Origin of the sequence: Martelella mangrovi, from assembly GCF_040545495.1 — a bacterium.
In the GTDB taxonomy this organism is placed as follows: Bacteria; Pseudomonadota; Alphaproteobacteria; order Rhizobiales; family Rhizobiaceae; genus Martelella; species Martelella mangrovi.
The window spans coordinates 78,083-101,671 of record NZ_JBEPLY010000015.1; the positions used below are offsets into that span (position 1 = coordinate 78,083).

The following is a 23,589-nucleotide window of genomic DNA, read 5'->3' on the forward strand; positions in this document are numbered from 1 at the left end:
AGGGCGGAAGCCTCAGACGGGGCCGCCCTTGGTCTGTGGTGTTGAAACATCGTCCAGCCGTTTCACCAGCCAGTCGATACGCTCGTAGCGCTTGAGGCTGTCATCGCCCATGCCCGTCGCCACGCTCCAGGCCAGATAGTTGATGATGGTGAGCGCCGCGACGAAGGAGTTGAACGGCGAGGGCGACTGACAATGGCAGCGCAGCACATGTTCGGCCGCCTTGGCGCTCTCGGCCGCGCTGAGATCGGTGATCAGGATCGTGACCGCGCCGGCGGCGCGGGCCTCTTTCAGGATTGTCGGCAACAGGCGCGGACGCCTGCGAAAGGCAATCACCAGAAGAACATCGCCTTTGGTAATCGATGCAATCTCATGGGAATAGCTGGCGCCGCCGGTCGGAATGACATGCACATCGCTTTTCATCAGCGTCAGATAATGTGCTGCCTGATGCGCCAGCCCATAGCCGCTGCGCAGCCCCATGATCCAGACCCGCTTTGCCGCAATGATCGCCTTGCTCGCTTCCTCAAGCGTCTTTTCCGGCAATCCTTCCGCCGTGGCGCGGATATTGTTCAGATCCATCTGCATCGTCGTCGCGATCGATAGTTTGGCAGGTGCCGGTTCGTTGGCATCGGCCAGTCCGGCGCGGGGCGATCCCCAGTGCTGGTCTTCACGGATCTGCCGCTTGGCATCGGGATAGGTCTTGTAACCAAGTGTGCGGATCAGGCGGGCGGCGGTTGCTTTCGAAACATGCGCTTTTTCCGCCAGTTCGCCCGCCGTATAGCTCGGCAGGTCCATCTGGAATTGCAGCAGAACCTCCGCAAGCCGTTTTTCCGCCGGCGTCAGGGTCTCGTAAATTGCATAGATTCGGGCTTCGAGAGAGCGTTTTGGCATGTGTCTGTCATTCGGGATTGCGGATGAACGCACGGCAATGCCGTTTGTCGGATGACTGCCGCAGTCAGTCGTATCGGTAGCGGGCAAGCCTGGAGTGTATGCGTTCCTGTTGGTGCCGGCAAGGCATGCCTGGTCTAACTGTCTCTCTGATCTTTGCAGAGGAAGGCGAGGAAGCGCGTGCCCGCACAAAGGATGCTCAGGTTCTGTTTAGCCGCCCTCCGAACGATGCCTGTTCGAATTTCGGGGCGGTGTTTGTTCGACGCCGTGCCTGTCATCGCTCAGTTCCGTCACGGCTCTTTCCCTTGCATTGATTGGTTAGACCAAAAGAAAAGTTGCTGATCTCCTCGAAACTTTAAGTTCGCGTTCATTATCTAAAATTGGCTATAATATGCGCCATTTTGGACCTTTCACACGACAGTATCTGTCTTGACAAAATCGCCGCAATTATATCTGGTCTGTCCAAAGTGGAGGTGCTGCTGCAGTTGCCGGCCGGTTTGTGCGGTCGGCTGCGTGGCGGTTTGGGCATAGCGGAGGATACGTCAAATGCTGCGATTTGCTGTCGTGGGGATCGACCACGGGCATATTTTCGATCAGGTCAAGGGATTGCTTGCCGCCGGAGGAGAGTTCGTCGGCTATTGTGACAAGACTTCCGTTCCGGCTCTTGTCGATGGTTTCAGGGAGACATATCCGGACATTCCGGTAATCGACCGGGATGCGATTTTTGCCGATCCCGATATCGACGTCATCTGCATCGCGGCCATCCCCGCCGACCGGGCCGATCTTGCGATCCGCGCCATGGAAGCGGGCAAGGATGTGATGGTCGACAAGCCTGGTGTAACCACGCCGGAGCAGCTTGCCGCCGTAAAGGCCACGGTCGAAAGCACCGGGCGGATTTTCTCGATCTGCTTTTCCGAACGTCTGTGCGTGCGCTCCGCCGTCAAGGCCGGCAAGCTGGTGCGTGAGGGCGCCATCGGCACGGTGGTGCAGACGCTCGGCATGGGGCCGCATCGCAAACAGTTCGACAAGCGCCCGGACTGGTTCTTCAAGCCGGAGCGCTTTGGCGGCATCATCGTCGATATCGCCTCTCACCAGATCGACCAGTTCCTGTTTTTTACCGGTTCTGCGACGGGCGAAGTCACCGCATCGAGCATCGGCAATTTCGGGACCGAACAGCACGCGGCGTTTCAGGATTTCGGTGAAGTGCTGCTGCGCAGCGATCATGCTTCCGGCTATATCCGTGTCGACTGGTTCACGCCCGAAGGCCTGCCGACATGGGGAGACGGCCGGCTGACCATACTGGGAACCGATGGCTATATCGAACTGCGCAAATATATCGATATTGCGGGCAAACCGGGCAAGGATCATCTGTTCCTCGTCAATCAGACGGGCGTCGAATATATCGACTGCTCGGCTGAGCCGATTGAATATTTTGGCCAATTTATTGCCGATGTGCGTGATCGCACCGAAACCGCGATGAGCCAGGATCATGTTTTCGAGGTTTGCCGGCTGTCGCTTGCAGCGCAGGCGAAGGCCGAGAACATTTCCCCGCGCCGGGCAGGGTAGGGGGCGATCATGACCAGGAAATTTCGTGTCGCCGTCATTGGTGCCGGCATTGCCGAGCGGCACCTGACAGGATTCAGATGGAATGCAGAGCTTTTCGATGTGCCCGTGCTGTGCTCACTGGATGAGGACCGCGGGCGCAAGCTGTGCAATGAATTCGGCATACCGGAATACACGCAGGATGTGGACACGCTGTTTGCCCGCGACGATATCGACATCATCGATATCTGCACCCCGCCGCACAGCCATTTCGAGCTGAGCCGGCGGGCGCTTGAGGCCGGAAAGCATGTGATCTGCGAAAAGCCGCTGTTCGGCTCGGTCGCCGATATCGATGCGATCAGCGATGTCGCCAGGGCAACGGGCAAGACCATCATGCCGATCTTTCAGTATCGCTATGGCGCGGGGCTGCAGAAACTGAAGCGCCTTGTCGAACTTGGTCTGACGGGCCGTGCCTTCCTGACCACGATCGAGACGCATTGGTGGCGGCCGCCTGAATATTTTGCCGTCGAATGGCGCGGCAAGTGGAAGACCGAGCTTGGCGGCGGTTTGCTGGGCCATGCCATTCACGCCCATGACATGCTGAACTACATTCATGGCCCCTGCGATGAGGTCTTTGCCTATGGTGCCACGCTCAACAATCCGATCGAGACCGAGGATACGATGGCGCTGGCGGTTCGGATGAAGAACGGTTCGCTGGCTGCACTCTCCATGACACTCAATTCGCATGAGGAGATTTCCCGCCTGCGCTTCTGCTTCGAGAAGGTGACGGTGGAAAGCATTCTTGAGCCGTATACCGTGGCCCGTGACCCCTGGCGGTTTACGGCCGCGGACGAGGCCCAGCAGAGGCTGGTGGAGGCGGCGCTTGCCGAAATGCCGAAGACCGAGGATGGCTATACCCGCCAGTTCGAACTGTTTTATCATGCGCTCGTCGAAGGCGGCGAACCGCCCGTCACGCTTGACGATGCCCGCAATTCGCTGGAATTGGTAACGGCGGCCTACCACTCCGATCGCACCGGCCGTGCCACGCCGATGCCGATCACCGCGGACCACCCGCTCTATGGCTCGTGGCTGCCACAACAGGGATAGCGAACGCCGTGCAGGAAGACCGAAAGGATGGGGAGGAAAGGACAGGCGATGGCCGCAAGGTGCGCCTGCTGGCCGCCAAACGGCTCTATCAGGTCGTTGCACGCCGGATCGCCCGGATGATCGAGGAAAACCAGGCGACGCCGGACTGGCACCTGCCGTCCGAACGGGAGCTTGCCGAGCAGCTTGAAGTCAGCCGCACGGTCGTGCGCGAGGCCGTCATCGCGCTTGAAATGCGCGGCATTGTCGAGGTGCGCGGGCGCGCGGGCATCATCGTGCTGCCGGCGCATGTCAACGCGCTCTCCTTCGATGCGCTCAACACCGATATCGGTCCGGGGCCTTTCGAGCTGCTGGAGGCGCGGCTTGCACTGGAAACGAGTGCCGCAGCATTCGCGGCCGAGCGCGCCACGCGCTACGATATCATGGAGCTGGAAGAGTGTATCGAGCGCATGCAGCTCGAAACCGACGAAGTGGCCGTCAACGAGAAGGGGGATCGGGAGTTTCATCTCTCCATCGCCAACATGACCGGCAACGCCATTATTCTGTCGATGGTGCAGGCGTTGTGGGACCAGCGGGATTCCTCGCGCATGTGGCAGCGGGTTCATCGCTATATTCATGCACCGCGCCTGCGGGCGCTGTGGATCGGCGATCACTACGCCATCGTTGCGGCGCTGAAAATGCGAAACAGCGAAGCAGCGCGCGACGCCATGGCGCGCCATATCAACAACGTCAAGGATGAGCTCTTGAAGGCCGATGAACTCGGGCAGTTCTCATCCGGCGAAACGGACGAATGAGGAGGTTCTGGAATCCATGTTGAAGGGCTTCGAACATGTCGGCATGACCGTCAGCAATATCGACAAGAGCCTGAATTTCTATGTCGATCTGCTGGGCCTGAAGCTGGTCGTGCGCCGGTCGGGCGACGAGCGGTCCGATGGGGAACCGGTCGACCGGCGGCCGGCCGGCCACCAGCTCTGCTTCCTCGATGCAGGCAATGCCATGCTGGAGATCATGGGGCCGGCCACAGGCGCGCTTCAGGCGGAAGACGTTGCCGCCGGCCGCGCCGGCCTGCGCCACCTGACCTTCTGCTTCGATGATGTCGAAACACTTTACCGCAGGCTGGAAGCGGCGGGTGTGGAAATGGTCGAGGCTCCGCGCCAGGCCTATAACCGGGATATCATCAATAAAGTGGCCTTCTGCCGCGACCCCGATGGCATTCTGATCGAGCTGGTGGAGCGCTGAGGCATTTCTGCTCTGGTGAATGCGAAGCGGCCGGTCTGTTTCTGGTCCGGGTGCCAGACTGCCGGCGGGGCGAGAGACACGGGAATTCGTGTTGCAGTCGACCGTCCCACAGGTGTCATGCTCGGACCTGATCCGAGCATCCATTTCGATCAAGGCATTGAGTTCGCGTAATTTTCCGAAGCCATACGCCATACTGCCTGGATCCTCGGGTCAAGCCCGAGGACGACGCGGAGCGGGGGAAGGCGGGCCAATAATCTGACAGCCGGTCTGTCTCGGGACCGGCTGCTTTTTTTCTGCGTGCTCTCAGAGCATGCCCGCTGCGCGCGGCAGCCACAATGTCAGGCCCGGGATGAAGGTCAGCGCCAGCAGCATGGTGATCAGGATGGCCATGAAGAACCATGTTTCCCGGATCATTTCCGCCAGGGGTATCCCGTTCAGCGCCTTGATGATGAACAGCAATATCCCGTAGGGCGGGGTGATCAGGCCGATCATCATGTTGAAGACGAGGACCACGCCGAGATGGTTGAGGTCGATGCCCAGTGCTGCCGCCGTCGGGATGAACAGCGGGGTTACCACCAGCATGATCGTCGAGACATCGAGGATGCAGCCGAGCAGCAGGTACAGGATGTTGAGCAGGATCAGGAACTGCCAGGTTTCCAGCTGGAAGCTCTCGAACAGGTGGAATACGGCCTGGGGAACGCGCTCGACGGTGATCACATAATTGAAGATGAAGGCGCCGCACAGCACCATGGTGACCACGGCGGTGGTCTTCATGCTGGAAACGACCACGTTCCAGAAGGATTTCAGACCGAGCACCCGGTACGCGAAGACGGCCAGCAGCAGGGCATAGAGTGCCGAAACGGCAGCCGCTTCGGTGGGCGTGAAAATACCCGAATAGATGCCGCCGAGCAGGATGATCGGCATCAGCAATGCGGGAAAGGCGCGGATGATGATCAGCGGCAGGGCGCGGAAGGGCACGGCCTGTTCGATCGGGAAGCCGCGGACCTTGGCCATGATGCCGACGGCGATCGCCATCACCGTGCACATCAGAATTGCCGGCACGACGCCGCCGAGAAACAGCACGCCGACAGACGTCGATGAGATCAGCGCATAAAACACCATCGGGATCGACGGCGGAAAAATCGGCCCGACAACGGCGGACGCTGCGGTCAGCGCACCGGCAAAACCGCGCGGATAACGGTTTTCCTTCATCATCATTTCGGTGATGATCTTGCCCACACCTGCGGCATCGGAAATCGCCGAGCCGCTCATGCCGGAAAAGATCAGGCTGGTGAAGATGTTGACCTGTGCCAGACCGCCGGGAAGCCGGCCGACCACGGCGAGCGCAAAATCGAGCAGCCTGTCGGATATCTTGCCCTCGTTCATCACATTGGCGGCGAAGATGAACAGCGGCACGGCGAGCGCGACGAAATTGCCGAAAACGCCGTTCAGCACATTTTCGGCGGCAAGCCCCACATCGCGGCCGGCCAGGAACAGATAGAAGATGCTGGCGACGATCATCGAGATGCCGAAGGGCAGCCCGGTGATGGTGATCGTCACCATGATGACCAGCATGACGATCAGCGCATGCTCGGAAAGAAATGCCATGTCAAAAGTCCCCCGTCAGATCTCTTCGGTCCATTTGGGCCCGAAAAGACGCACGAGCCGCCAGATCGCCTGGACGGTGAAGCCGAACAGGAAGAGCAGGTAGCAGCCATAGACCCAGTTCATTGGGATGCGCAGAACCGAGCTCTTCTTGCGTGTCAGAAAGTCGAGATAGTCCCAGGTATACGGGATCAGCAGGGCAAAGGCGGCAATCAGCATCACCATCGAAAACATGGTGAAAAGCCGGCGCGTGCGCTCCGGAACGATGTCATAGACGACATCGAAGGAGACATGCTCGCGGATCGGCACGCAGAAGGCGGCGGCCCAGAAGACCGCCCAGACGAAGGCGATCATGGTGAATTCCTCGGTCCACAACAGCGGCCGGTTCATCACGTAGCGGTAGAAGATCTGGATGATGAAGCCGACAAAGGCCGACAGAAAGAACAGGGCGCCGATCGTATCCGCGACCGCCTTTAGAAAAATGCCCCACTTGCGCAGGGCATTGGCATTGTCTCGGGCCGGCATGGCGGATCACTCGGCGAGTTGGTTGATTTTTTCGACCCAGCCCTCGGGCCAGTCCGCCGCGCGCGGCGAATTCATGTAGGCCTCCTGAACATGGGCGCGGAATGCATCGACATCCGGCGTGGTGACGGCCAGACCCTCGCCCTCGAAGAAGGCGACGAGGTCCTGTTCGACCTTCACGCGTTCGGCATTGTTCCAGTCGCAGGCAGCCTTGGCGGCCTTGGTGACGGCTTCTTTCTGCGCGTCGTCCAGCTCTTCCCAGAAGATGTTGGAGACGGAGAAGTTGATGGCGTCGACAAGGTGCGAGGTCAACGTGATCTGGTCGGTGACTTCGTAGAACTTGGCGGCCTCGACGGTCGGCAGCGGGTTGTCCTGGGCATCGATCGTGCCGGTCTGCAGGCCGAGATAGACCTCGCCAAAGGGCAGCGGCGTCGGATTGGCGCCAAGCGCCTGACCGAGGAACAGCCATGCATCCGAGCTTGGCATGCGCAGCTTGACGCCGGCCAGATCATCCGGGGTCTGGATGTCCATCTCGTTGCGCAGGTTGAGCTGGCGGGTGCCGAGATAGCAGGCGTCGAGCAGCTGGATGTCCATCTCGTCGGAGACGGTCTGCTTGAATTCTTCGCCAATATCGCTGTCGAGGAAGGCGCGATAGTGTTCCGGGCTCTGGAACAGGTAGCCGGCGGTCAGAAGACCGTATTGCGGCAGGGCGTCGGCGATCAGCTGATAGGACACATAGGTCATTTCGGCATTGCCGCGCTGCAGGGCGTCAAGGTCGGCCCCCTGGCCGAACAGCGAGCCCGAATCATAGATCTGTACGTCGAACGCGCCGGGCATTTCCTTTTCGATTTCTTCGGCAAAAACGTGCAGCGCCTTGGTGTGCAGGTCGGTCGGCACGCTCGGCACGGTCATTTTGAACTCGATCGGATCCTGGGCCAGAGCGGGCGTTGCGATGAACACCGAGCACAGGAGCGCCTTGGCGATAAGTGACTTCTTCAAAATCATTCCTCCCTAAACGTCAGGTCAGCCGGGCCCCTCATTTAGCAAAATGTCCCGGCGGGCAAAATAGACTTTACGGGTTTCGATCACTGATGTAAATACTGATTGTATCAGTTATAGGATAAAACATCGTATCAATACGCGGGAAAGGAACATCATGCTGGCGGAAAGTGATCTGAGAGGTGTTGTCGGGGCGTGCGTGACACCGGTGACGGCTGCCGGTGAAATCGATGTTCAGCGCCTCAAGTCGCACATGGAATTCGTGCTGGCGGAGGGCTGTTCCTTCGTTTCGGAATTCGGCACGACGGGTGAGGGCGCTTCGCTCTCGACCCGCCAGAAAGCCGCGGCCTTGAGGGCGCTTGCCGGGACCGGCATGGACATGAAGCGCCATATCCCGGGCGTGGTCGCTTCCGCGCTGGACGAGGCCGCGGACATGCTGGCCGCGATCACCCAGGTCGGTGCGCGCGCGGCTCTGGTGATTCCGCCCTATTATTATGCGCCATCCTCGCGCGCGGCTGTCGCTGATTTCTACGAGGCGATGATCGAGCGCGCCGGGTCGCCGGATATCGAGATCGTTCTTTATAACTTTCCGCATTTTTCCGGCGTCACATTCGATGTTCCGCAGGTGGAGGTGATGCTGGAACGGTTCGGCAAGCGAATCATCGGCATCAAGGATTCCACCGGCAATCTTGCCGACGGGCTGAAGCTGATCGGAGCCTTCCCGCAACTGTCGATCTTTACCGGTGATGACCGGATATTGCCGGATATGGTGGCCGCCGGCGGCGCTGGTATGATCGGCGGTATGACAAATCCTTATCCCGCTGATACAGTTCAGCTTTATACCGGACCGGTCACGGATGCGCTGAGGGCCCGGGCCAAGGCACGGATCGAGGCTGTTGACGGCTATGGCGGTACGGTGGTTTTGAAGGCGCTGGTTGCCGAAAAGCACCATGATGACGCTTTCAGGCGCACGCTGCCGCCGCTTTCTCCGGCGAGCGATGCCGATATGGAGAAGGTGCATGCGGCAATCGGGCATGAGCCGGTCGCCGGCTGAACGGGTTGACGGCAGGGGCAGCGCCATGGTGCTGTCCGGGCCGAAAGAGGGAGAGATGAACCGTGGCAAAACAAGGTGCAGCCGAAGCTGGCGGCGCGGGCGTGAAGGATGCGGCCTACGACCTCTTTCAGGAAGCGCTGATGAACGGGCAGTTACGGCCCGGCCAGATGGTCTCCCAGCGCGCGCTTGTCGAAATGCTGAACCTGTCGATCGGCGCGCTCCGGGAGCTTTTGCCGCGCCTTCAGGCCGAAGGGCTGGTCAGCGTGCTGCCGCAGCGCGGCATTCTGATCCCGGCAATCGATCTTTCGATGATCCGCAACACCTTTCAGATGCGCGCCGCCCTTGAGCGCGAGGCGGTGATCCATGCCGTGAAGGAAATGTCCGACACGGTTCTGGAAAGCCAGCGCAAGCTGCATGCCGAGATGATCGAAGCTGTGCGCAAGGCGCCGACGCCGGAACTGCTGGCGCGCGGGCAGGAGATCGATACCGGCTTCCACAACCTGCTGATTTCCGCCACCGACAACGAGCTTTTGCGCAACGCCTACAACATCAACGCCATCCGCATGCGACTGATCAAACTCGACCGGATCCGGCTCAATGAAACCGTGCTGCCGGAAGCCTTCGGCGACCATCTGGCGGTGATCGATGCGATTCAGAAGCGGGACCGGGCGGCGGCCGTCGAGGCGATGGATGCGCATGTGCGCAATGCGCGCAATCGCGCCCTCGAACTTTGAAATCCTGAACAAGACAACGGGAACGGGACGATGCTGAAACCCTTGCGCCTGCGCGTTGCCGCCCTGGACGAGGCGGCCGGGCTGAACGGCGAGATGCCGCGGTTTTCATGGGGCCTGGGCGGAGACGCGCGGGAACAGCGGGCCTTCCGCGTTGTCGCCGGAAGCGATCCGCTTAGTGTTGCCAAGGGAAAGGGCGATCTCTGGGACAGCGGCAGGCGCGAAGAACGCTGGCCGGGTGTTGCCTGGGACGGTCCGCCGCCGGCCTCCGACCTGTCGGTCTGGTGGTCGGTGCAGCTCTGGGACGAAGCCGGGGAGACAACCGGCTTCGCGCCGCCTGTGCGGTTTTTCACCGGGCTTCGGGCGGAAGACTGGCAGGCGGAATGGATCGCGCGCTATTTCGTGCTGCCGGCAGGCCGCGACGTGCCGCAGGGCAATCGCTACGACAACCGTTTTCAGGCGCGCCCGGCCGATTATCTGCGCCGTGCCGTAAGGCTTGGCGAGAAGCCGGTGCGCGCATTTGCCTATGTGACGGCACTCGGTCTTTATGAATTCTCGATCAACGGCGCGCGTGTCGGCGATCATGTGATGGCGCCGGGCTGGACCGATTATCACACCCGCGTCGAATATCAGACATTCGATGTGACCGGGATGATTGAAGGCGGTGAAAACGTCATTGGCGCGATCCTCGGGGAGGGCTGGTATTCGGGCCGGATCGGCCACAACCAGCGCCGTGCCGGCAATCATTATGGTGGCCGCCCGGCCTTCAAGTGCCAGATCCAGCTCGAATATGCCGACGGCCGTATCGAGCGAATTGTCAGCGACGGCAACTGGCAGACGGCGCAGGGGCCGATCCTCTACAGCGATTTTCTGGCGGGCGAGGCCTATGACGCGCGGCTGGAAATGGACGGCTGGGACAGGCCGGGCTTTGATACGTCAACATGGCAACCGGTCGAAGCCTTCATTCCCGAGCCGGGCGCGCCGCTGCTCGATGCCCAGCGCGTGCAGCCTGCCCGCGAGGTGGCGCGGTTTGCCGGACGTTTCCTGCATGAAAAAGACGGCATGCGGATCTACGATTTTTCGCAGAACCTTGCAGGCTTTGCCGAACTGAAGGTGAAGGCCCCGGCGGGAACCGTCTTCCGGCTGCGCTTTGCCGAACGCCTGCAGGATGACGGCGCGCTTTATCTCGACAATATGCGCTATGCGGTCAACGAGGATATCTACATCGCCAAAGGCGTAGGCGAGGAAGTGTTCAAACCGCGCTTTACCTTCCGGGGTTTTCAGTATGCGGGGCTGACCGTGGAAGGGGCGGCGGAAAGTACGGCGGAACTCACGGCAATCGCGATCCAGACCGATACGCCCGTGCGCGGCGAAATCGAGACCGGCCATCCGCTGGTCAATCAATTGCTGTCGAACATCCTCTGGGGCCAGCGCGGCAATTTCCTCTCCGTGCCGACCGACTGCCCGCAGCGCGACGAGCGCTATGGCTGGTCGGCGGATGCGCAGGTGTTCTGGCGCACGGCCGGCTACAACATGGATGTCGAGGCCTTCCTCTCAAAGTGGATGGAAGACCTGATCGACGGCCAGTCGGGCGAAGGGGCGTTTCCCGATGTCGCGCCGACCAAGCCACTCAATCCCTATCGCCTGACGCCGCAGCCCGGCGCGCCGGGATGGGGCGATGCGCCCGTCATCATGGCCTGGCATCATTTCATGCGCTATGGCGACCGCGCGCTGCTCGTCAGGGTCTATGACCGGCTCGTGGCATGGATGGACTATATCGAGGCCGCCAATCCGGATGGCCTGCGCGTCAACCGCAACAACAACAATTACGGCGACTGGCTGAATGTCGGCCCGAAAACCGATCCCTTTCTGGTCGCAAGCGCCTACTGGGTGCATCTGGCCGACCTGATGGAAAAGATCGCCGGCGCCACCGGGCGTGACCGCCGGCGCTGGCAGGCGCTGGGCCGGAAACTTCGAAAAGCCTTTGTCGCGGCCTATTGGAACGACGGAAAGCTCACCTCCGATACCCAGACGGCCTATCTGCTGGCGCTCGATTTCGCGATCCTGCCGCAGGCGATGCGCAAACAGGCCGCCACCCGTCTGGAAGCGCTTTTCGGGGCGGCGGACTGGCATTTGCAGACTGGTTTTCTCGGTGTGCGGCATGTCTGCCCGGTTGTGGCCGACCACATCGGTCCGGCCCGCGCGATTGATCTGCTGCTGAAGGACACTTATCCTTCGTGGGGCTTTTCGATCCGCCACGGCGCAACCACGATCTGGGAGCGCTGGGATGGCTGGACGCCGGGGGGCGGTTTCCAGAGCCCGAACATGAACTCGTTCAACCACTATGCCTATGGCGCGGTGGGCGAGTGGATATGGTCGCGCCTTGCCGGCATCGACTGGAACGAGGCCGAACCCGGCTATCGCGCGGTTCTGGCGCGCCCCGTCTTCGACCGCCGCATTGGCCATGTCGCTGCCCGTTATGAAGCGCGGACAGGCGTGATCGAGAGCAACTGGCGCGTGAATGGCGACGAAGGCGAATGGCAGCTGGTGCTGCCGCCCTCGGTGAGCGCCGATGTCGAACTGCCCGAAGGCGTGCGCGATGTCGTGGTCGATGGCGCGCCGCTTGACGGCAGGCGAACCCGGCTTGCGCCCGGAACGCATCGCGTTCGCTTCACGCTTTCTGCCTGACCATCTCTCAGCCGAGGATCAGCGGCACGAAGGCGATCAGAAGGTAAACGACCAGAAGAACGGCGAGATAGGGGATCACGGCCCGGATGATCCGCTCGATCGGCTGGTTGGCGGTCGTGGAGGCCACGAACAGGTTCACCGCCACCGGCGGCGTCACCATGCCGATTGCCAGCCCGACGACGATGATGATGCCGAAATGGACCGTGCCGAGACCCATCTGTGCGGCCAGTGGCAGCAGCATCGGCGTGAGGATGATCAGCGCGGATGCCGTTTCCAGGAAGGTGCCGGTCAGAAGGATCAGCAGCATCACGATCAGCAGCAGAAGATAGACATTGCCCGAGAGTGACAGCGCAAAATCGGCAATGGCGCCGGGAACCTGCCAGTTCGAAAGCGTCCAGCTCAGCACGGACGAGGCCGCAATCACGAACATGATGACAGCGGTGGTCACGCCGGCCTTCACGACGATGCGATAGAGATCGCGCAGCGACAGATCGCGATAGATGAACAGCGAAACGATGACGGCGTAGTTGACGGCGACCGCCGCGGCCTCGCTGGGCGTGAAAATGCCCGAAAAGATGCCGCCGAGAATGATGACGGGTGCCATCAGGCCCCAACTTGCCGATTTCAGCGTTTTCAGGATCGTGCGGATATTCAGCTCGGTTCCGCGCGGATAGGCGCGGCGGTGGCCCTGCACGAGCGCGATGCCGATCAGCCCGAGCCCCATGGCGACGCCGGGAATGATGCCGTTCAGAAACAGTTTCGCCACCGATTCCTGGGCAATCACCGCATAAAGGATCATCGGTACGGACGGCGGTATCACCACGCCGATCGTGCCTGAGGCGGCAATCAGCGAGGCAGCGGAAGCCGGGTCATAGCCCTTGCGCTTCAATTCGGGCACCAGGCTGGCGCCAACGGCTGCGGTTGTTGCCGCGCCGGAGCCGGAAATCGCGGCGAAGAACATCCCGGCCAGAACCGAAACCACCGACAGCCCGCCCTTGACGAAGCCGAAAATCGCATCGGCGAAGGCGACCAGCCGGCGGGAGATTTCGCCATGCGCCATGATGTCGCCGGCAAGCACGAACATCGGCACCGCCACCAGCGCAAACGAATTGATGCCGGCAAACATCTGTTGCGGCACCACCATCAGCGGCACATTGGCGGCATTGAGCGCCATCGAGGTGGCAGCGCCGATGACGATGGCGACGGGAATGCCCATCAGCAGGAACAGGACGAAAAGGACGACCAGCAGCAGCGTCATTCCGCAAGCTCCCCGGGTGCGTCACGCAGTTCCTTGCCGGCAAGAATGCGCACCACGTCGATGACGGCCAGAACCGCCATCAGCACGGCGGAAACCGGCATCACCGCATAGACCCAGAACATCGACAGGCGCAGCGACGGCGAGCGCTGAAAGCTCTGCACGTTCATGTATCGGGTTCCGATGATGGCCAGCATGATGAGAAAGGCGAGGATCACCAGCGTGCCGGCGAGCGCGACGATGCGGCGCGGCAGCGGCGGCAGGCGGTCGCGCAGGATGCTGACGGCGATATGACGGCCTTGCTGGAAGGCGAGCGTCGCGCCGAGAAAGGTGGTCCAGATCAGAAGAAAGCGGGCGACCTCCTCCGTCCAGGGGACGGAGGTGAAGGCCACCCGCGATACGATCTGAAGCGTGATCACCAGGCTGAGACCCACCATGCCGGCGAAGACCACCGGCTTCAGCAGTGCGCCAAGCGCACGGTCAATCCACGCCAGCACCCGCAGCATGTCAGTTCAGCTGTTCGCGGATGCGCGGCAGGTAATCGCCGAACTGGCTGCCGTATTTTTCGTAGACCGGCTCGACGGCTGCCGAGAAGGCCGAAAGGTCGGCGTCGTCGATGATTTCCATGCCGGAATCGCGCAATGCCTGAAGCTGTTCGTCTTCCTGCGCTGCATTCAGGTCCCGCTCATACTGGGCAGCGTCGCGGGCGGACTGGAGAATGATTTCCTGCGCTTCTTCCGACAGGCCATTCCAGATCGGCATGCCCATGACGAACAGCGCCGGCGCGTAGCTGTGGCGGGTCATGGTCATGTTGGTCTGGGTTTCGTTGAGCTTGAAGGAATAGACCACGTTGACCGGGTTTTCCTGACCGTCGATCGTGCCCTGCTGCATGGCGGTCAGCGCTTCGGTCCAGGCCATGGGCACCGCATCGGCGCCGAGCGCGCGGAAGGTATCGATGTAGACCGGGTTTTCCATGACGCGGATTTTCAGCCCGTCCATGTCTTCCGGCGTGTTGACCGCATGTTCGGAATTGGTGAGGTTGCGGAAGCCACGCTCGGCATAGGCGAGGCCCTTCAGGTTGACTTCCGAGAGGCGGTCCAGAAGTTCCTGGCCGATCTCGCCGTCGAGAACCTCATAGGCGGCGTCGCGCGAGGGAAACAGGAACGGCAGTTCGAAAACCGCAATATCTTCGACAAAATTCGAGACCGGACCATTGGTGATCACGCCCATGTCGATCGTGCCGATCTGCATGCCTTCCAGAAGGGTGCGCTCGTCGCCAAGCGTGGCATTCGGGAAAATCTCGACTGAAATCGCGCCGTCGGAGCGCTCGGAGACCAGTTCCTGGAACTTGGTGGCGGCGGCGTGGAAGCCGTCCTGCTCGTTCACGACATGGGCAAGGCGCAGGTTGACCGGGTCCATATCGGCCCAGGCCGGCATCGCCCCGGCAGACAGGATTGTGGCAGCGATGGCCGCTGCGGGCAGTATCTTTTTCATCAAGGTCCTCCCGGAAATATGTTTTTCGACGCGGGCGCGCCGCTATTGTTCTCACCAGCCGATTCCGGCGTGCTTTTGGTCGGTCAGAAAAACCTTACAGGACCGTCATTTGTCAATAGCTGATGGCCGGTTGGCCCTGTTTTGCGGTGTTTTCGGCGGTGATACAGGGCGCATATTGACCGGTGATGGCGTTTTGCTCCGCCGGCACGCACTGTCGCCTGCCTGCGTTTCGCTGGCGGGTTTGTCCGTCGACCAAAGTCCCTGCCATAAAGGCGATCAGGCCTTTCCGGCGCCGCACCCGTCTCTGGGACAGATGAAATGATCCTTGCAATCATCGAAGTGCTGTGTTGTAAATTTCATAAGCGGAACGCTGTTTTGAAAAAAACGGTATGCAGGTTTACAAACTGTGTCCGGTTGAAACGGGTTCCGTCGGCTAGCGTCTGCGGGGAGGAACGAAGCAGACAGGCCGACTGGCGATACGGGTGATGCCGTGACGTGACCGAAAGGGAGGAAATTCGGAAAACAGGAACCGGCCCTGACGGGCTGCAGACTGCTGACAAAGCTGTCCATTCCACGAGCGTCATCCTCGGGCTTGTCCCGGCATGACGAATGAGAGTGAAGCAACCTTTGTTAACGCGCTGTAGCGTTGGCGGGCTGTTCTGAACTGCCGAGGCGGGGTGGCATGTCGTGCCTTGCCGGGCGGTGGCTGATGTGGTTTCCGCTGTTTTCCCAATGGCGCCGGGCTGGTTCCGCGCCTGCACACATATGCGACGTATCCGGTTGAGGAGCCGGGATACACATCGGAAAGCCATGAAAAGGAGGAGTTTATGGCCGTTTCACGTAGGAAATTCCTGACCACCACGGGCGGGCTGGCGCTGGCTGCGGGCCTGCCGATGCCCGCGCTTGCGCAGGATCGCAGCATCCGCCATTTCTGGTGGGGCAATCCCGAGCGCGACAGGCGCACCTTCGAGGTCATCGAGGTTTTTGAAAAGAACCATCCGGGCATATCCGTCTCGGGCGAGACCATCGGCTGGGGCGATTACTGGACAAAGATGGCGACCCAGACCGCCGGCCGCAACATGGCCGATCTGGTGCAGATGGATTATCGCTTCCTGTTTGAATATGTGCGCCGTGGCGCGCTGCAGGAGCTTGACCCCTTCATCGGCAATGGTCTCGATCTGTCGAATTTCGACGAGGGCCCGCTGCAGGGCGGCATGGTCGATGGCAAGCTCTATGCGCTCAATATCGGCTCCAACAGCCAGGTGTTCGTCTATAACAAGACGATCTTCGAAGAGGCCGGCGTCGATGTCGATGTGATCGACTGGACATGGGAGCAGTTCGCCGACGTCTGCAAGACCATCACCGAGGCCACCGGCGGCAAGGTCAAGGGCTCCGACGACTGCTCGGTGGTGCTGGAAGTGTGCGAGGTCTGGATCCGCCAGAACGGCAGTTCCTTCTTCGGCCCGGATGGCGATGTGACCGTGTCTCCCGACATCATCGCCGATTACTGGCAGTTCTGGCGCGACCTCAGGGACGCCGGTGTGCTGCGGTCCGCCGACAAGTCGCTTGATGCCAACCTGCCGATGTCGGATGTCGGCATTGTTGCCGGCGATACCGCGATTTCGAACTTCTGGTCGAACCAGATCGTCGGCGTTCAGGCGCTGATGCAGGATCCCGTCGGCGCCGCCATGGTGCCGCACAGGCAAGGCGGCGATCCCGGCCAGTTCATCAAGCCGTCAATGTTCATGAGCCTGACGCGCGACAGCGAGGATACCGAAGCCGCGATCATGTACATGAACGACTGGATCAACAATCCGGAAGAGACGAAGATCCTCGGTCTGGAACGCGGTATCCCCGCCAATCCGGACGTGCGTGCGGCGCTGGCGCCCGACTTCACGCCGGCCGAAAAGGTCTCCGTGGATTACTTCAACGCCATCCAGGACAAGGTCGGCCCGCTGCCGCCGCCGGAACCCAAGGGGGCGGGCGAAGTGCGTGACGCCTTCATCCGCGCCGGCACGAATGTGGTGCTCGGCGATATCGAGCCGCAGCAGGCAGCCGAACGCTTCGTCGACGATGCCCAGGCGATCATCGACCGCGCCCGCTGACAGGTCTTGCCTCCGGTCCCCGTCTGGTGCGGGGACCGCCTTTCCTTTTGAAAGAGTGGTTCGATGAAGAATACGAAAGCGCGCAACGCTTCCGGATATATGTTCCTGTCTCCCTGGCTGATCGGCTTTTTCCTGCTCGCCATCGGCCCGATCCTGGTGTCGCTCTATCTGTCATTCACACGCTATGACATGGTCGGCGATCCGCGCTGGACGGGGCTGGACAATTATATCTACATGTTCACCCGCGACCGGCGCTTCTGGAAAACACTGGAAGTCACCTTCCACTATGTCATCTTCGCCGTGCCGCTGAGGCTGATCATGGCGCTGAGCGTCGCCATGCTGCTGGACAAGGGCCTCAGGACAATCGGGCTTTACCGCGCGATTTTCTACCTGCCGTCGCTGCTGGGCGCCTCGATCGCAATCGCGATCCTGTGGCGGCAGCTGTTTTCAATCGATGGCGTGGTCAACCAGGTGCTTGCCGTGTTCGGCATTCAGGGCGTAGGCTGGATCACCAATCCATCGACCTCGATCTATACGCTGATCGTGCTGGCGATCTGGCAGTTCGGCGCGCCGATGCTGATCTTTCTCGCCGGTCTTCGCGGCATACCGCGCGATCTCTACGAGGCGGCGGATATCGACGGGACCTCCCGCTTTCGCAAGTTCTACGCGATCACCCTGCCGATGCTGGCGCCGGTGGTGTTCTTCAATCTGGTGCTGCAGATCATCGAGGCGTTCAAGATCTTCTCGCCCGCCTTCATCATTTCCAACGGCACGGGCGGCCCGGCCGACAGCCTGCTGGTTTACACCGTTTACCTTTTCAACGAGGCCTTCAAGTTCTTCCGCATGGGCTATGCCTCGGCACTGGCCTGGGTGCTGCTGGTGATTATCGGCCTGTTCACCGCGCTTGCCTTCGCGACCTCGAAATATTGGGTGCATTATGAAAATGAACGCGACTGAGGCCGCGCTGGCCGAGACGGAACTGGAGGCCGAACGCGATGAGGCCGCACGGGTCGCGCATGAATACCGGCTGGCGAAGAACAGGCGGGAGCGGCGTGCACGGCTGTTCAAGCACATCTTCCTGATCGTCTTTTCTTTCATCATGCTCTATCCGCTGCTGTGGTTGCTGGCGTCCTCGCTGAAGCCGGAAAACGAGATTTTCGGCAGTCTGGGCCTGTGGCCCTCACGCTTCCAGTGGAGCAATTACACTGAAGGCTGGGAAGCGCTGCCGGTTTCCTTCACGGTCTTCTACCGGAACTCGACCATCGTCACGGTCTTGTGCGTGATCGGCAATCTGTTTTCCTGTTCGTTTGCGGCCTATGCCTTCGCGCGGCTGGAATTTACCGGAAAACGGCTGTTTTTCGGGCTGATGATGATGACGTTGATGATCCCCTATCACGTCGTTCTGATCCCGCAATATGTGATGTTTCTGAAGCTTGGCTGGGTGGATACCTATCTGCCGCTGATCGTGCCGCGCTTTCTCGCCTCCGACGGGTTCTTCATCTTCCTGATGGTGCAGTTCTTCCGCCAGATCCCGCGTGAGCTTGACGAGGCGGCCCAGATCGACGGCTGTTCGAGTTTCAAGATCTACTGGGCGGTGATCCTGCCGCTGTCACTGCCGGCGCTGGCGACCTCGGCAATCTTTTCGATGATCTGGGTCTGGGAGGATTTTCTGGCGCCGTTGATCTACCTGAACGACATCAAGAACTACACCGTGCCGCTGGCGCTCAGGCTGTTCATCGACACGGAGGGCGAATCCGCCTTCGGGCAGATGTTCGCCATGTCGGTGCTCTCGCTGGTGCCGGTGGTGATCTTCTTCGTCGCCTTCCAGAAACTTATCGTTCGCGGCATCGCGACATCGGGCATGAAATAAGCAGGAGCTGAAAGATGGCTGAACTCAAACTCAGAAAAGTCGGCAAATCCTACGGTTCGCTGTCGGTGATGCACGACCTCAACCTGGAAATCCACGATGGCGAATTTCTCGTGCTCGTCGGTCCGTCCGGCTGCGGAAAATCGACACTCCTGCGCATGATCGCTGGTCTGGAGGAAATCACCGATGGCACGATTGCGATCAACGGCAAGGTGGTGAACGACCTGCCGGCCTCCAAACGCGAGCTTTCCATGGTGTTCCAGTCCTATGCGCTCTATCCGCATATGACCGTCCGGAAAAACCTCGCTTTCGGCCTCCAGAACCTCAAGATGAGCCGGGACGAGATCGACCGGCGGGTCGATGAAGCCGCGCGCATCCTGCAGATCGAGCCGCTCCTGGCCCGCAAACCCCGCCAGCTTTCCGGCGGCCAGAAACAGCGCGTCGCCATCGGCCGTTCGATCGTGCGCGAGCCGCAGCTTTTCCTGTTCGATGAACCGTTGTCGAACCTCGATGCCGAACTCAGGGTGCAGATGCGGGTGGAGCTGGCAAGCCTCTATGAGCGTCTCAAGACCACGATGATCTATGTGACCCATGATCAGGTGGAGGCAATGACGCTGGCCACCCGCATCGTCGTGTTGCGCGCCGGGCAGATCGAACAGGTCGGGACGCCGGAGGAGCTTTATACCCGGCCGGCAAACCTTTTCGTCGCCGGCTTTATCGGCTCGCCGAAGATCAACATGTTCGAGGCGACGGTCACCGGAACGGGGGCAGGGCGCAAGCTTGATCTTGGCGATTTCGGAACCCATCCGCTGCCGCCGGGCCTGCCGGAGAGCCATGAGCGCCTGACGGTCTGTGTACGCCCGGAGGCTATCAAGCCGGATGCCGGCTCGATCCAGACAGAGGGACGCGTTCGTCTGGTCGAGTATCTCGGCAGCGAGACCATCGTTCATGTGGACCTTCCTTCCGGCAAACCACTGATTTTCCAGACCCATCAGATGGAAAAGCACAGGGTCGGGGAGACCGTGCGTATTGGTTTCGAACCGGCTGACCAGCATCTTTTCGATGCCGAAGGGCAGCGTGTCGAACTGGGGGAAGCAGTCCCGGCGTGACCGTCGCGACCCGGCAGCACGGTCGGGGGCGTGATTGGTGGGGATTGAGGACGTGATACGCGTTGAATGAGCGTTAAGCGCGTTGTCTCTTTAGGGCGGGGGCCGGTTGTCGGCTGATGCGGGCAGGGGAGCATTTGAATGAAAAACGACAAACCGAAAACGGAGAATGTGGCTGCCGTCCTCAAGGTCTTTGCGGTTCTGGAAACGCTGGCGGAAAACCGCAGCGCGGCGCTCGCCGAGATCGCGCAGAGCGCCATGACCTCGAAAAGCACCACACACCGGCTCCTGCACACGATGATGGAGCTTGGCTATGTGGCGCAGGATGAAAAAAGCGAGCGCTATGAGCTGACGCCGCGCCTGTTCAGCCTCGCCGCGCAGACGATGAAGAGCCAGGCGGATATTCTGCGCGTTGCCGACAAGGCCATGGGGCGGCTGTCGCGGGCCACCGGCGAATCGATCAATCTCGGCATTTTCGACGGGCGCGAACAGCGCGTGGTCTATATTCATCAGTATGATTCAAGCTACAGCCTGTCGATGAATTCGACGCTGGGAACGCGCAATCCGCTGCACTCCACCGCGCTGGGCAAGGCGCTTCTGGCCTTTCGCGATGACGAGGAAATCGAGGGGCGGCTTGCCGTTATGGATATGGAGGTCTCCGCCCCCAATACCGTGACCGACAAGGCTGTGTTGCGTCAGCAGCTCCAGGCGGTGCGGGAAAATGGTTACGCAGAGGAAATCGAGGAAAGCGAGGCCGGTGTGCGCTGCATCGCCGCGCCGGTGCTCAACCATGTCGGAAAGTCGATTGCGGCGATCAGCATCGCCTTTCCGCTGTTTCGGTTCGACGAGGCCCGCAAGGAAGATTATGTCGCGCTCCTGAAATCGGCAACGCGCAATGTCTCGCAGGCGCTCGGTTATGCCAATTAGGAAGACGGTCGGAAATATGCGCTGAGACAGCACATCGCTGTCGCCTGTTCGCGGCCCGGGCCGCCGTGTCTTCAGGCGGCGGCTTTATCGCTCGTCGCCGAAATATTGCTGGCTGAGTTCTGCCAGATAGCCATTTTCCTTCAGCGCAAGCAGCCGCACGGTGACGGGGTAGATTAGCGTGTCCTGTCCATAGGGAAGGGCAAAACCGAACTTGTCGGGCGCAAACAGCCGGCCGACGACATCGAGCCCGAGGCTCGGATTCTGCGCCTTGAAGTATTCGAGAACCGGCGCATCGGCGACCAGCGCGTCGACTTCGGCATTGCGCAGCCCTTCGACCGCGGTTTCGATGCCGCTATAGGTGACGAAGTCGTAGCCCTCGCGTCGCACGAGATTTTCGGCAGAGGAGCCGCGGAACACACCGACGGTGTGGCCGGGAAGATCGTCCGGCCCGGTGACGCTGCCGGTGATGGCAATGCTGGTCATGACACTGGTGACCGAGGATGTGACATAGGCGACGACCGCAATGCCGATCACCAGCCAGAAGGCGGCGAACACCCGTCCGATCCAGCCGAACAGTTTGGACCGGCTTGGAAGCGAGCCTTTGGTGACCACCAGCATCACGGCATAAAAGCTTTCGGACACACCGTCGCGCCAGCGGCGGGGGAAGTTCTTGTCGAAATGGCGGTCGAAGAAGGTGAGGCCGATCGTGCCCAGCACGATAAACACCAGCAGCCAGCCATAGTATCGCAGGTATCCGGCCTCGGCGAGCCCGTTCCAGATATTGACCAGCGACGACGACGACCGGTCGTCAATCATGATCCTGAGGCCGGAATCGAACCAGGGTTGGGTGAAATCGACAACTTCGGCGCGGTCTTCGGTAATCGAGATGGCGCCGACCGCGACATCCAGTTCTTCGGCTTCAACGGCGGCAAGAAGGTCGGCAACGGTTTCGTATTCGGTATAGCTGGCGGTCACGTTGAGACCGGCCTCGATCTCCTTCCAGAGTTCGGTTGCCATGCCGGTGAAATCGCCGTCGGCGTTACGCATGACAAAGGGCGGCGTGACGCGGTAGCCGACCCGGATTTCCTGCGGGGGCTCGCTGTCCTGTTCCTGCGCCCATGCCGTCGTTTCGCCCGGCATCGACACCATTGCCACCAGGAAAAAGCCGATCAGAAGGCTGAAGACTGCCCGGAAAAACCATGCCGTGACTGCACTTGTCATTGATTTCGATCCTTTCCTGTGTCGCGGTATCGGCGGCGATTGCCTAGCCGTTAAAGTTCAGAACAAGAAATGCGATGAAAAGCAGAAAATGCACGGCGCCCTGTAGCAGATTGGTGCGGCCGCTGGAAAAGGTCACGATACTGACGGCGAGAATGAGCACCAGCAGCAGCATATCGGTCGGGTCGAGGCCAAGCTCGAGGTCAAGCCCGAGCAGGCTGGCAATGACGAGCATGATCGGCACGGTAAGGCCGATCGTGGCAAGAACCGAACCGAGAAAGATGTTCACCGACGACTGCAGCTTTTGGTCAAGGGCGGCACGCACGCCGCCGATGCCTTCAGGGGTGGTCACCAGAATTGCCATCAAAATGCCGCCGATCGTGGTGGGGGCACCGAGTGTTTCGATCACATAATCGACCGGTCTGGCAAACTGCTCGACCAGAAACACCACGGGAACGATGTAACAGAACAGCATGATGACATGGAGAATGAGCGGCGTATCCGGCGCCGCATGCTGTTCTTCGGCCTGTGCTTCTTCCTCCAGCGGCTGCGAAAAATAGCCGCGATGCCGGCCGGTCTGGATCAGCAGGAATGTGAGATAGAGCCCGCCCGCCATCGCGCCGACCATTGTTTTCTGCAGTCCGGTCAGGGTCGGACCCTGCGTCGACAGGGTCACGTCCGGCAGGATCAGGCTGAACACGGCCAGCGGAATGATCACGCTCAGATAGGCGTTGGCGCCCTGAAGGTTGAAGGTCAGTTCGCGATGGCGAAATGCGCCGAGCAGCAGGGAGATACCGACCATGCCGCCCATGATGATCATGACCACGGAAAACAGCGTATCGCGCACAAGGGCGGGGTTGTTGTCGCCGTGGAGCATCACGGCGGTAATGCTCATCACTTCGATACCGGTGATGGAGAGTGTCAGGACCAGTGTGCCGAACGGTTCTCCCAAGCGCTCCGACAGCGCCTCGGCATGGCGGACGACGCCGATGGCTGTCGCCAGGATGACGAAGAAAAGCCAGGCCATCGTCAACACCAGCAGCACCGGTTGATCAAGACGTGCAAAGAGCTTGTCTTCGAACAGCAGCACCAGCAGGCATGTCAGCAGTGTGAGGCCGTAAAACCGTTCACGCCGGACCAGCGTGCGAAAGGACGGAAAGGCAATCGGGTCTCGAGCGGATTCCGGCTTGGGCAAATGCAAATCTCCTCTTGTGGGCCAGCACAGAGAAGATCAGCATGCGCCTGCCC

At 60.6% G+C, this 23,589-nt stretch carries 21 protein-coding genes; 12 read left to right on the forward strand and 9 right to left on the reverse strand.

Annotated elements, in window-relative coordinates:
- Nucleotides 1-12 precede the first annotated feature (12 nt).
- Nucleotides 13-888 (reverse strand): MurR/RpiR family transcriptional regulator, encoded by an 876-nt coding sequence (locus ABID12_RS18015; RefSeq protein WP_354435504.1) that lies wholly within the window; start codon nucleotides 886-888, stop codon nucleotides 13-15.
- A 543-nt stretch (nucleotides 889-1,431) separates the two neighbouring features.
- Between ABID12_RS18015 and ABID12_RS18020 the strand changes: the two genes are divergently transcribed.
- Genes ABID12_RS18020 through ABID12_RS18035 form a run of 4 tightly spaced genes read left to right on the forward strand, consistent with a single transcriptional unit; the run spans nucleotide 1,432 to nucleotide 4,770 of the window.
- Nucleotides 1,432-2,451 (forward strand): Gfo/Idh/MocA family protein, encoded by a 1,020-nt coding sequence (locus tag ABID12_RS18020; RefSeq protein WP_354435505.1) that lies wholly within the window; start codon nucleotides 1,432-1,434, stop codon nucleotides 2,449-2,451.
- A gap of 9 nt (nucleotides 2,452-2,460) precedes the next feature.
- Complete coding sequence (locus tag ABID12_RS18025) at nucleotides 2,461-3,534, forward strand: Gfo/Idh/MocA family protein (protein ID WP_354435506.1); 1,074 nt, start codon at nucleotides 2,461-2,463, stop codon at nucleotides 3,532-3,534.
- An 8-nt stretch (nucleotides 3,535-3,542) separates the two neighbouring features.
- Nucleotides 3,543-4,325 (forward strand): FadR/GntR family transcriptional regulator, encoded by a 783-nt coding sequence (locus ABID12_RS18030; protein ID WP_354435507.1) that lies wholly within the window; start codon nucleotides 3,543-3,545, stop codon nucleotides 4,323-4,325.
- A 16-nt stretch (nucleotides 4,326-4,341) separates the two neighbouring features.
- Nucleotides 4,342-4,770, forward strand: a complete 429-nt coding sequence (locus ABID12_RS18035; RefSeq protein WP_354435508.1) for a VOC family protein — start codon at nucleotides 4,342-4,344, stop codon at nucleotides 4,768-4,770.
- Nucleotides 4,771-5,073: 303 nt separating this feature from the next.
- Here the strand turns inward: ABID12_RS18035 and ABID12_RS18040 are convergent, their stop codons facing one another.
- Genes ABID12_RS18040 through ABID12_RS18050 form a run of 3 tightly spaced genes read right to left on the reverse strand, consistent with a single transcriptional unit; the run spans nucleotide 5,074 to nucleotide 7,896 of the window.
- On the reverse strand, nucleotides 5,074-6,378 hold the full coding sequence (locus tag ABID12_RS18040; RefSeq protein ID WP_106311940.1) for a TRAP transporter large permease: 1,305 nt from the start codon (nucleotides 6,376-6,378) through the stop codon (nucleotides 5,074-5,076).
- Nucleotides 6,379-6,393: 15 nt separating this feature from the next.
- On the reverse strand, nucleotides 6,394-6,900 hold the full coding sequence (locus tag ABID12_RS18045; RefSeq protein WP_106311937.1) for a TRAP transporter small permease: 507 nt from the start codon (nucleotides 6,898-6,900) through the stop codon (nucleotides 6,394-6,396).
- Nucleotides 6,901-6,906: 6 nt separating this feature from the next.
- Nucleotides 6,907-7,896 (reverse strand): sialic acid TRAP transporter substrate-binding protein SiaP, encoded by a 990-nt coding sequence (locus tag ABID12_RS18050; RefSeq protein ID WP_354435509.1) that lies wholly within the window; start codon nucleotides 7,894-7,896, stop codon nucleotides 6,907-6,909.
- A 157-nt stretch (nucleotides 7,897-8,053) separates the two neighbouring features.
- Between ABID12_RS18050 and ABID12_RS18055 the strand changes: the two genes are divergently transcribed.
- From ABID12_RS18055 to ABID12_RS18065, 3 genes are all read left to right on the forward strand, one after another.
- Nucleotides 8,054-8,950: a dihydrodipicolinate synthase family protein gene (locus tag ABID12_RS18055; RefSeq protein WP_354435510.1), complete on the forward strand. Its 897-nt coding sequence runs from the start codon at nucleotides 8,054-8,056 to the stop codon at nucleotides 8,948-8,950.
- Between the two features lie 62 nt (nucleotides 8,951-9,012).
- The gene (locus ABID12_RS18060; RefSeq protein WP_354435511.1) at nucleotides 9,013-9,684 is read left to right on the forward strand and encodes a GntR family transcriptional regulator; all 672 of its coding nucleotides are present in this window, start codon (nucleotides 9,013-9,015) and stop codon (nucleotides 9,682-9,684) included.
- Nucleotides 9,685-9,714: 30 nt separating this feature from the next.
- Nucleotides 9,715-12,369 (forward strand): family 78 glycoside hydrolase catalytic domain, encoded by a 2,655-nt coding sequence (locus ABID12_RS18065; protein WP_354435512.1) that lies wholly within the window; start codon nucleotides 9,715-9,717, stop codon nucleotides 12,367-12,369.
- Nucleotides 12,370-12,376: 7 nt separating this feature from the next.
- On the opposite strand, the gene ABID12_RS18070 is transcribed toward ABID12_RS18065, so the two are convergent.
- From ABID12_RS18070 to ABID12_RS18080, 3 genes are read right to left on the reverse strand one after another with little or no spacing between them, the layout of a single operon-like run.
- A complete protein-coding gene (locus ABID12_RS18070) occupies nucleotides 12,377-13,627 on the reverse strand; it encodes a TRAP transporter large permease (protein WP_354435513.1) in 1,251 nt (416 codons plus the stop codon).
- Nucleotides 13,624-14,130, reverse strand: a complete 507-nt coding sequence (locus ABID12_RS18075) for a TRAP transporter small permease (protein WP_106311922.1) — start codon at nucleotides 14,128-14,130, stop codon at nucleotides 13,624-13,626. The genes ABID12_RS18070 and ABID12_RS18075 overlap by 4 nt, the downstream gene beginning before the upstream one ends.
- 1 nt (nucleotide 14,131) lies before the next feature.
- Nucleotides 14,132-15,118, reverse strand: a complete 987-nt coding sequence (locus ABID12_RS18080) for a TRAP transporter substrate-binding protein (protein WP_354435514.1) — start codon at nucleotides 15,116-15,118, stop codon at nucleotides 14,132-14,134.
- Between the two features lie 827 nt (nucleotides 15,119-15,945).
- On the opposite strand from ABID12_RS18080, the gene ABID12_RS18085 reads away from it, so the two are divergent.
- From ABID12_RS18085 to kdgR, 5 genes are all read left to right on the forward strand, one after another.
- Nucleotides 15,946-17,223, forward strand: coding sequence for an ABC transporter substrate-binding protein (locus ABID12_RS18085; protein ID WP_354435515.1), 1,278 nt, complete (start codon nucleotides 15,946-15,948; stop codon nucleotides 17,221-17,223).
- A gap of 63 nt (nucleotides 17,224-17,286) precedes the next feature.
- Entirely contained in the window at nucleotides 17,287-18,180 is an 894-nt protein-coding gene (locus ABID12_RS18090; RefSeq protein WP_106311913.1) for a carbohydrate ABC transporter permease, read from the forward strand.
- A gap of 142 nt (nucleotides 18,181-18,322) precedes the next feature.
- A complete protein-coding gene (locus tag ABID12_RS18095; RefSeq protein WP_227023813.1) occupies nucleotides 18,323-19,093 on the forward strand; it encodes a carbohydrate ABC transporter permease in 771 nt (256 codons plus the stop codon).
- Nucleotides 19,094-19,107: 14 nt separating this feature from the next.
- Nucleotides 19,108-20,199 (forward strand): ABC transporter ATP-binding protein, encoded by a 1,092-nt coding sequence (locus ABID12_RS18100; RefSeq protein WP_354435516.1) that lies wholly within the window; start codon nucleotides 19,108-19,110, stop codon nucleotides 20,197-20,199.
- A gap of 138 nt (nucleotides 20,200-20,337) precedes the next feature.
- Nucleotides 20,338-21,123 (forward strand): DNA-binding transcriptional regulator KdgR, encoded by a 786-nt coding sequence (kdgR, locus tag ABID12_RS18105; RefSeq protein ID WP_354435517.1) that lies wholly within the window; start codon nucleotides 20,338-20,340, stop codon nucleotides 21,121-21,123.
- An 84-nt stretch (nucleotides 21,124-21,207) separates the two neighbouring features.
- Here kdgR and ABID12_RS18110 read toward each other — a convergent pair whose 3' ends face one another.
- Nucleotides 21,208-22,344, reverse strand: a complete 1,137-nt coding sequence (locus tag ABID12_RS18110) for a transporter substrate-binding domain-containing protein (protein WP_354435518.1) — start codon at nucleotides 22,342-22,344, stop codon at nucleotides 21,208-21,210.
- Nucleotides 22,345-22,387: 43 nt separating this feature from the next.
- Complete coding sequence (locus tag ABID12_RS18115; RefSeq protein WP_354435519.1) at nucleotides 22,388-23,536, reverse strand: calcium:cation antiporter; 1,149 nt, start codon at nucleotides 23,534-23,536, stop codon at nucleotides 22,388-22,390.
- Nucleotides 23,537-23,589: the final 53 nt, after the last annotated feature.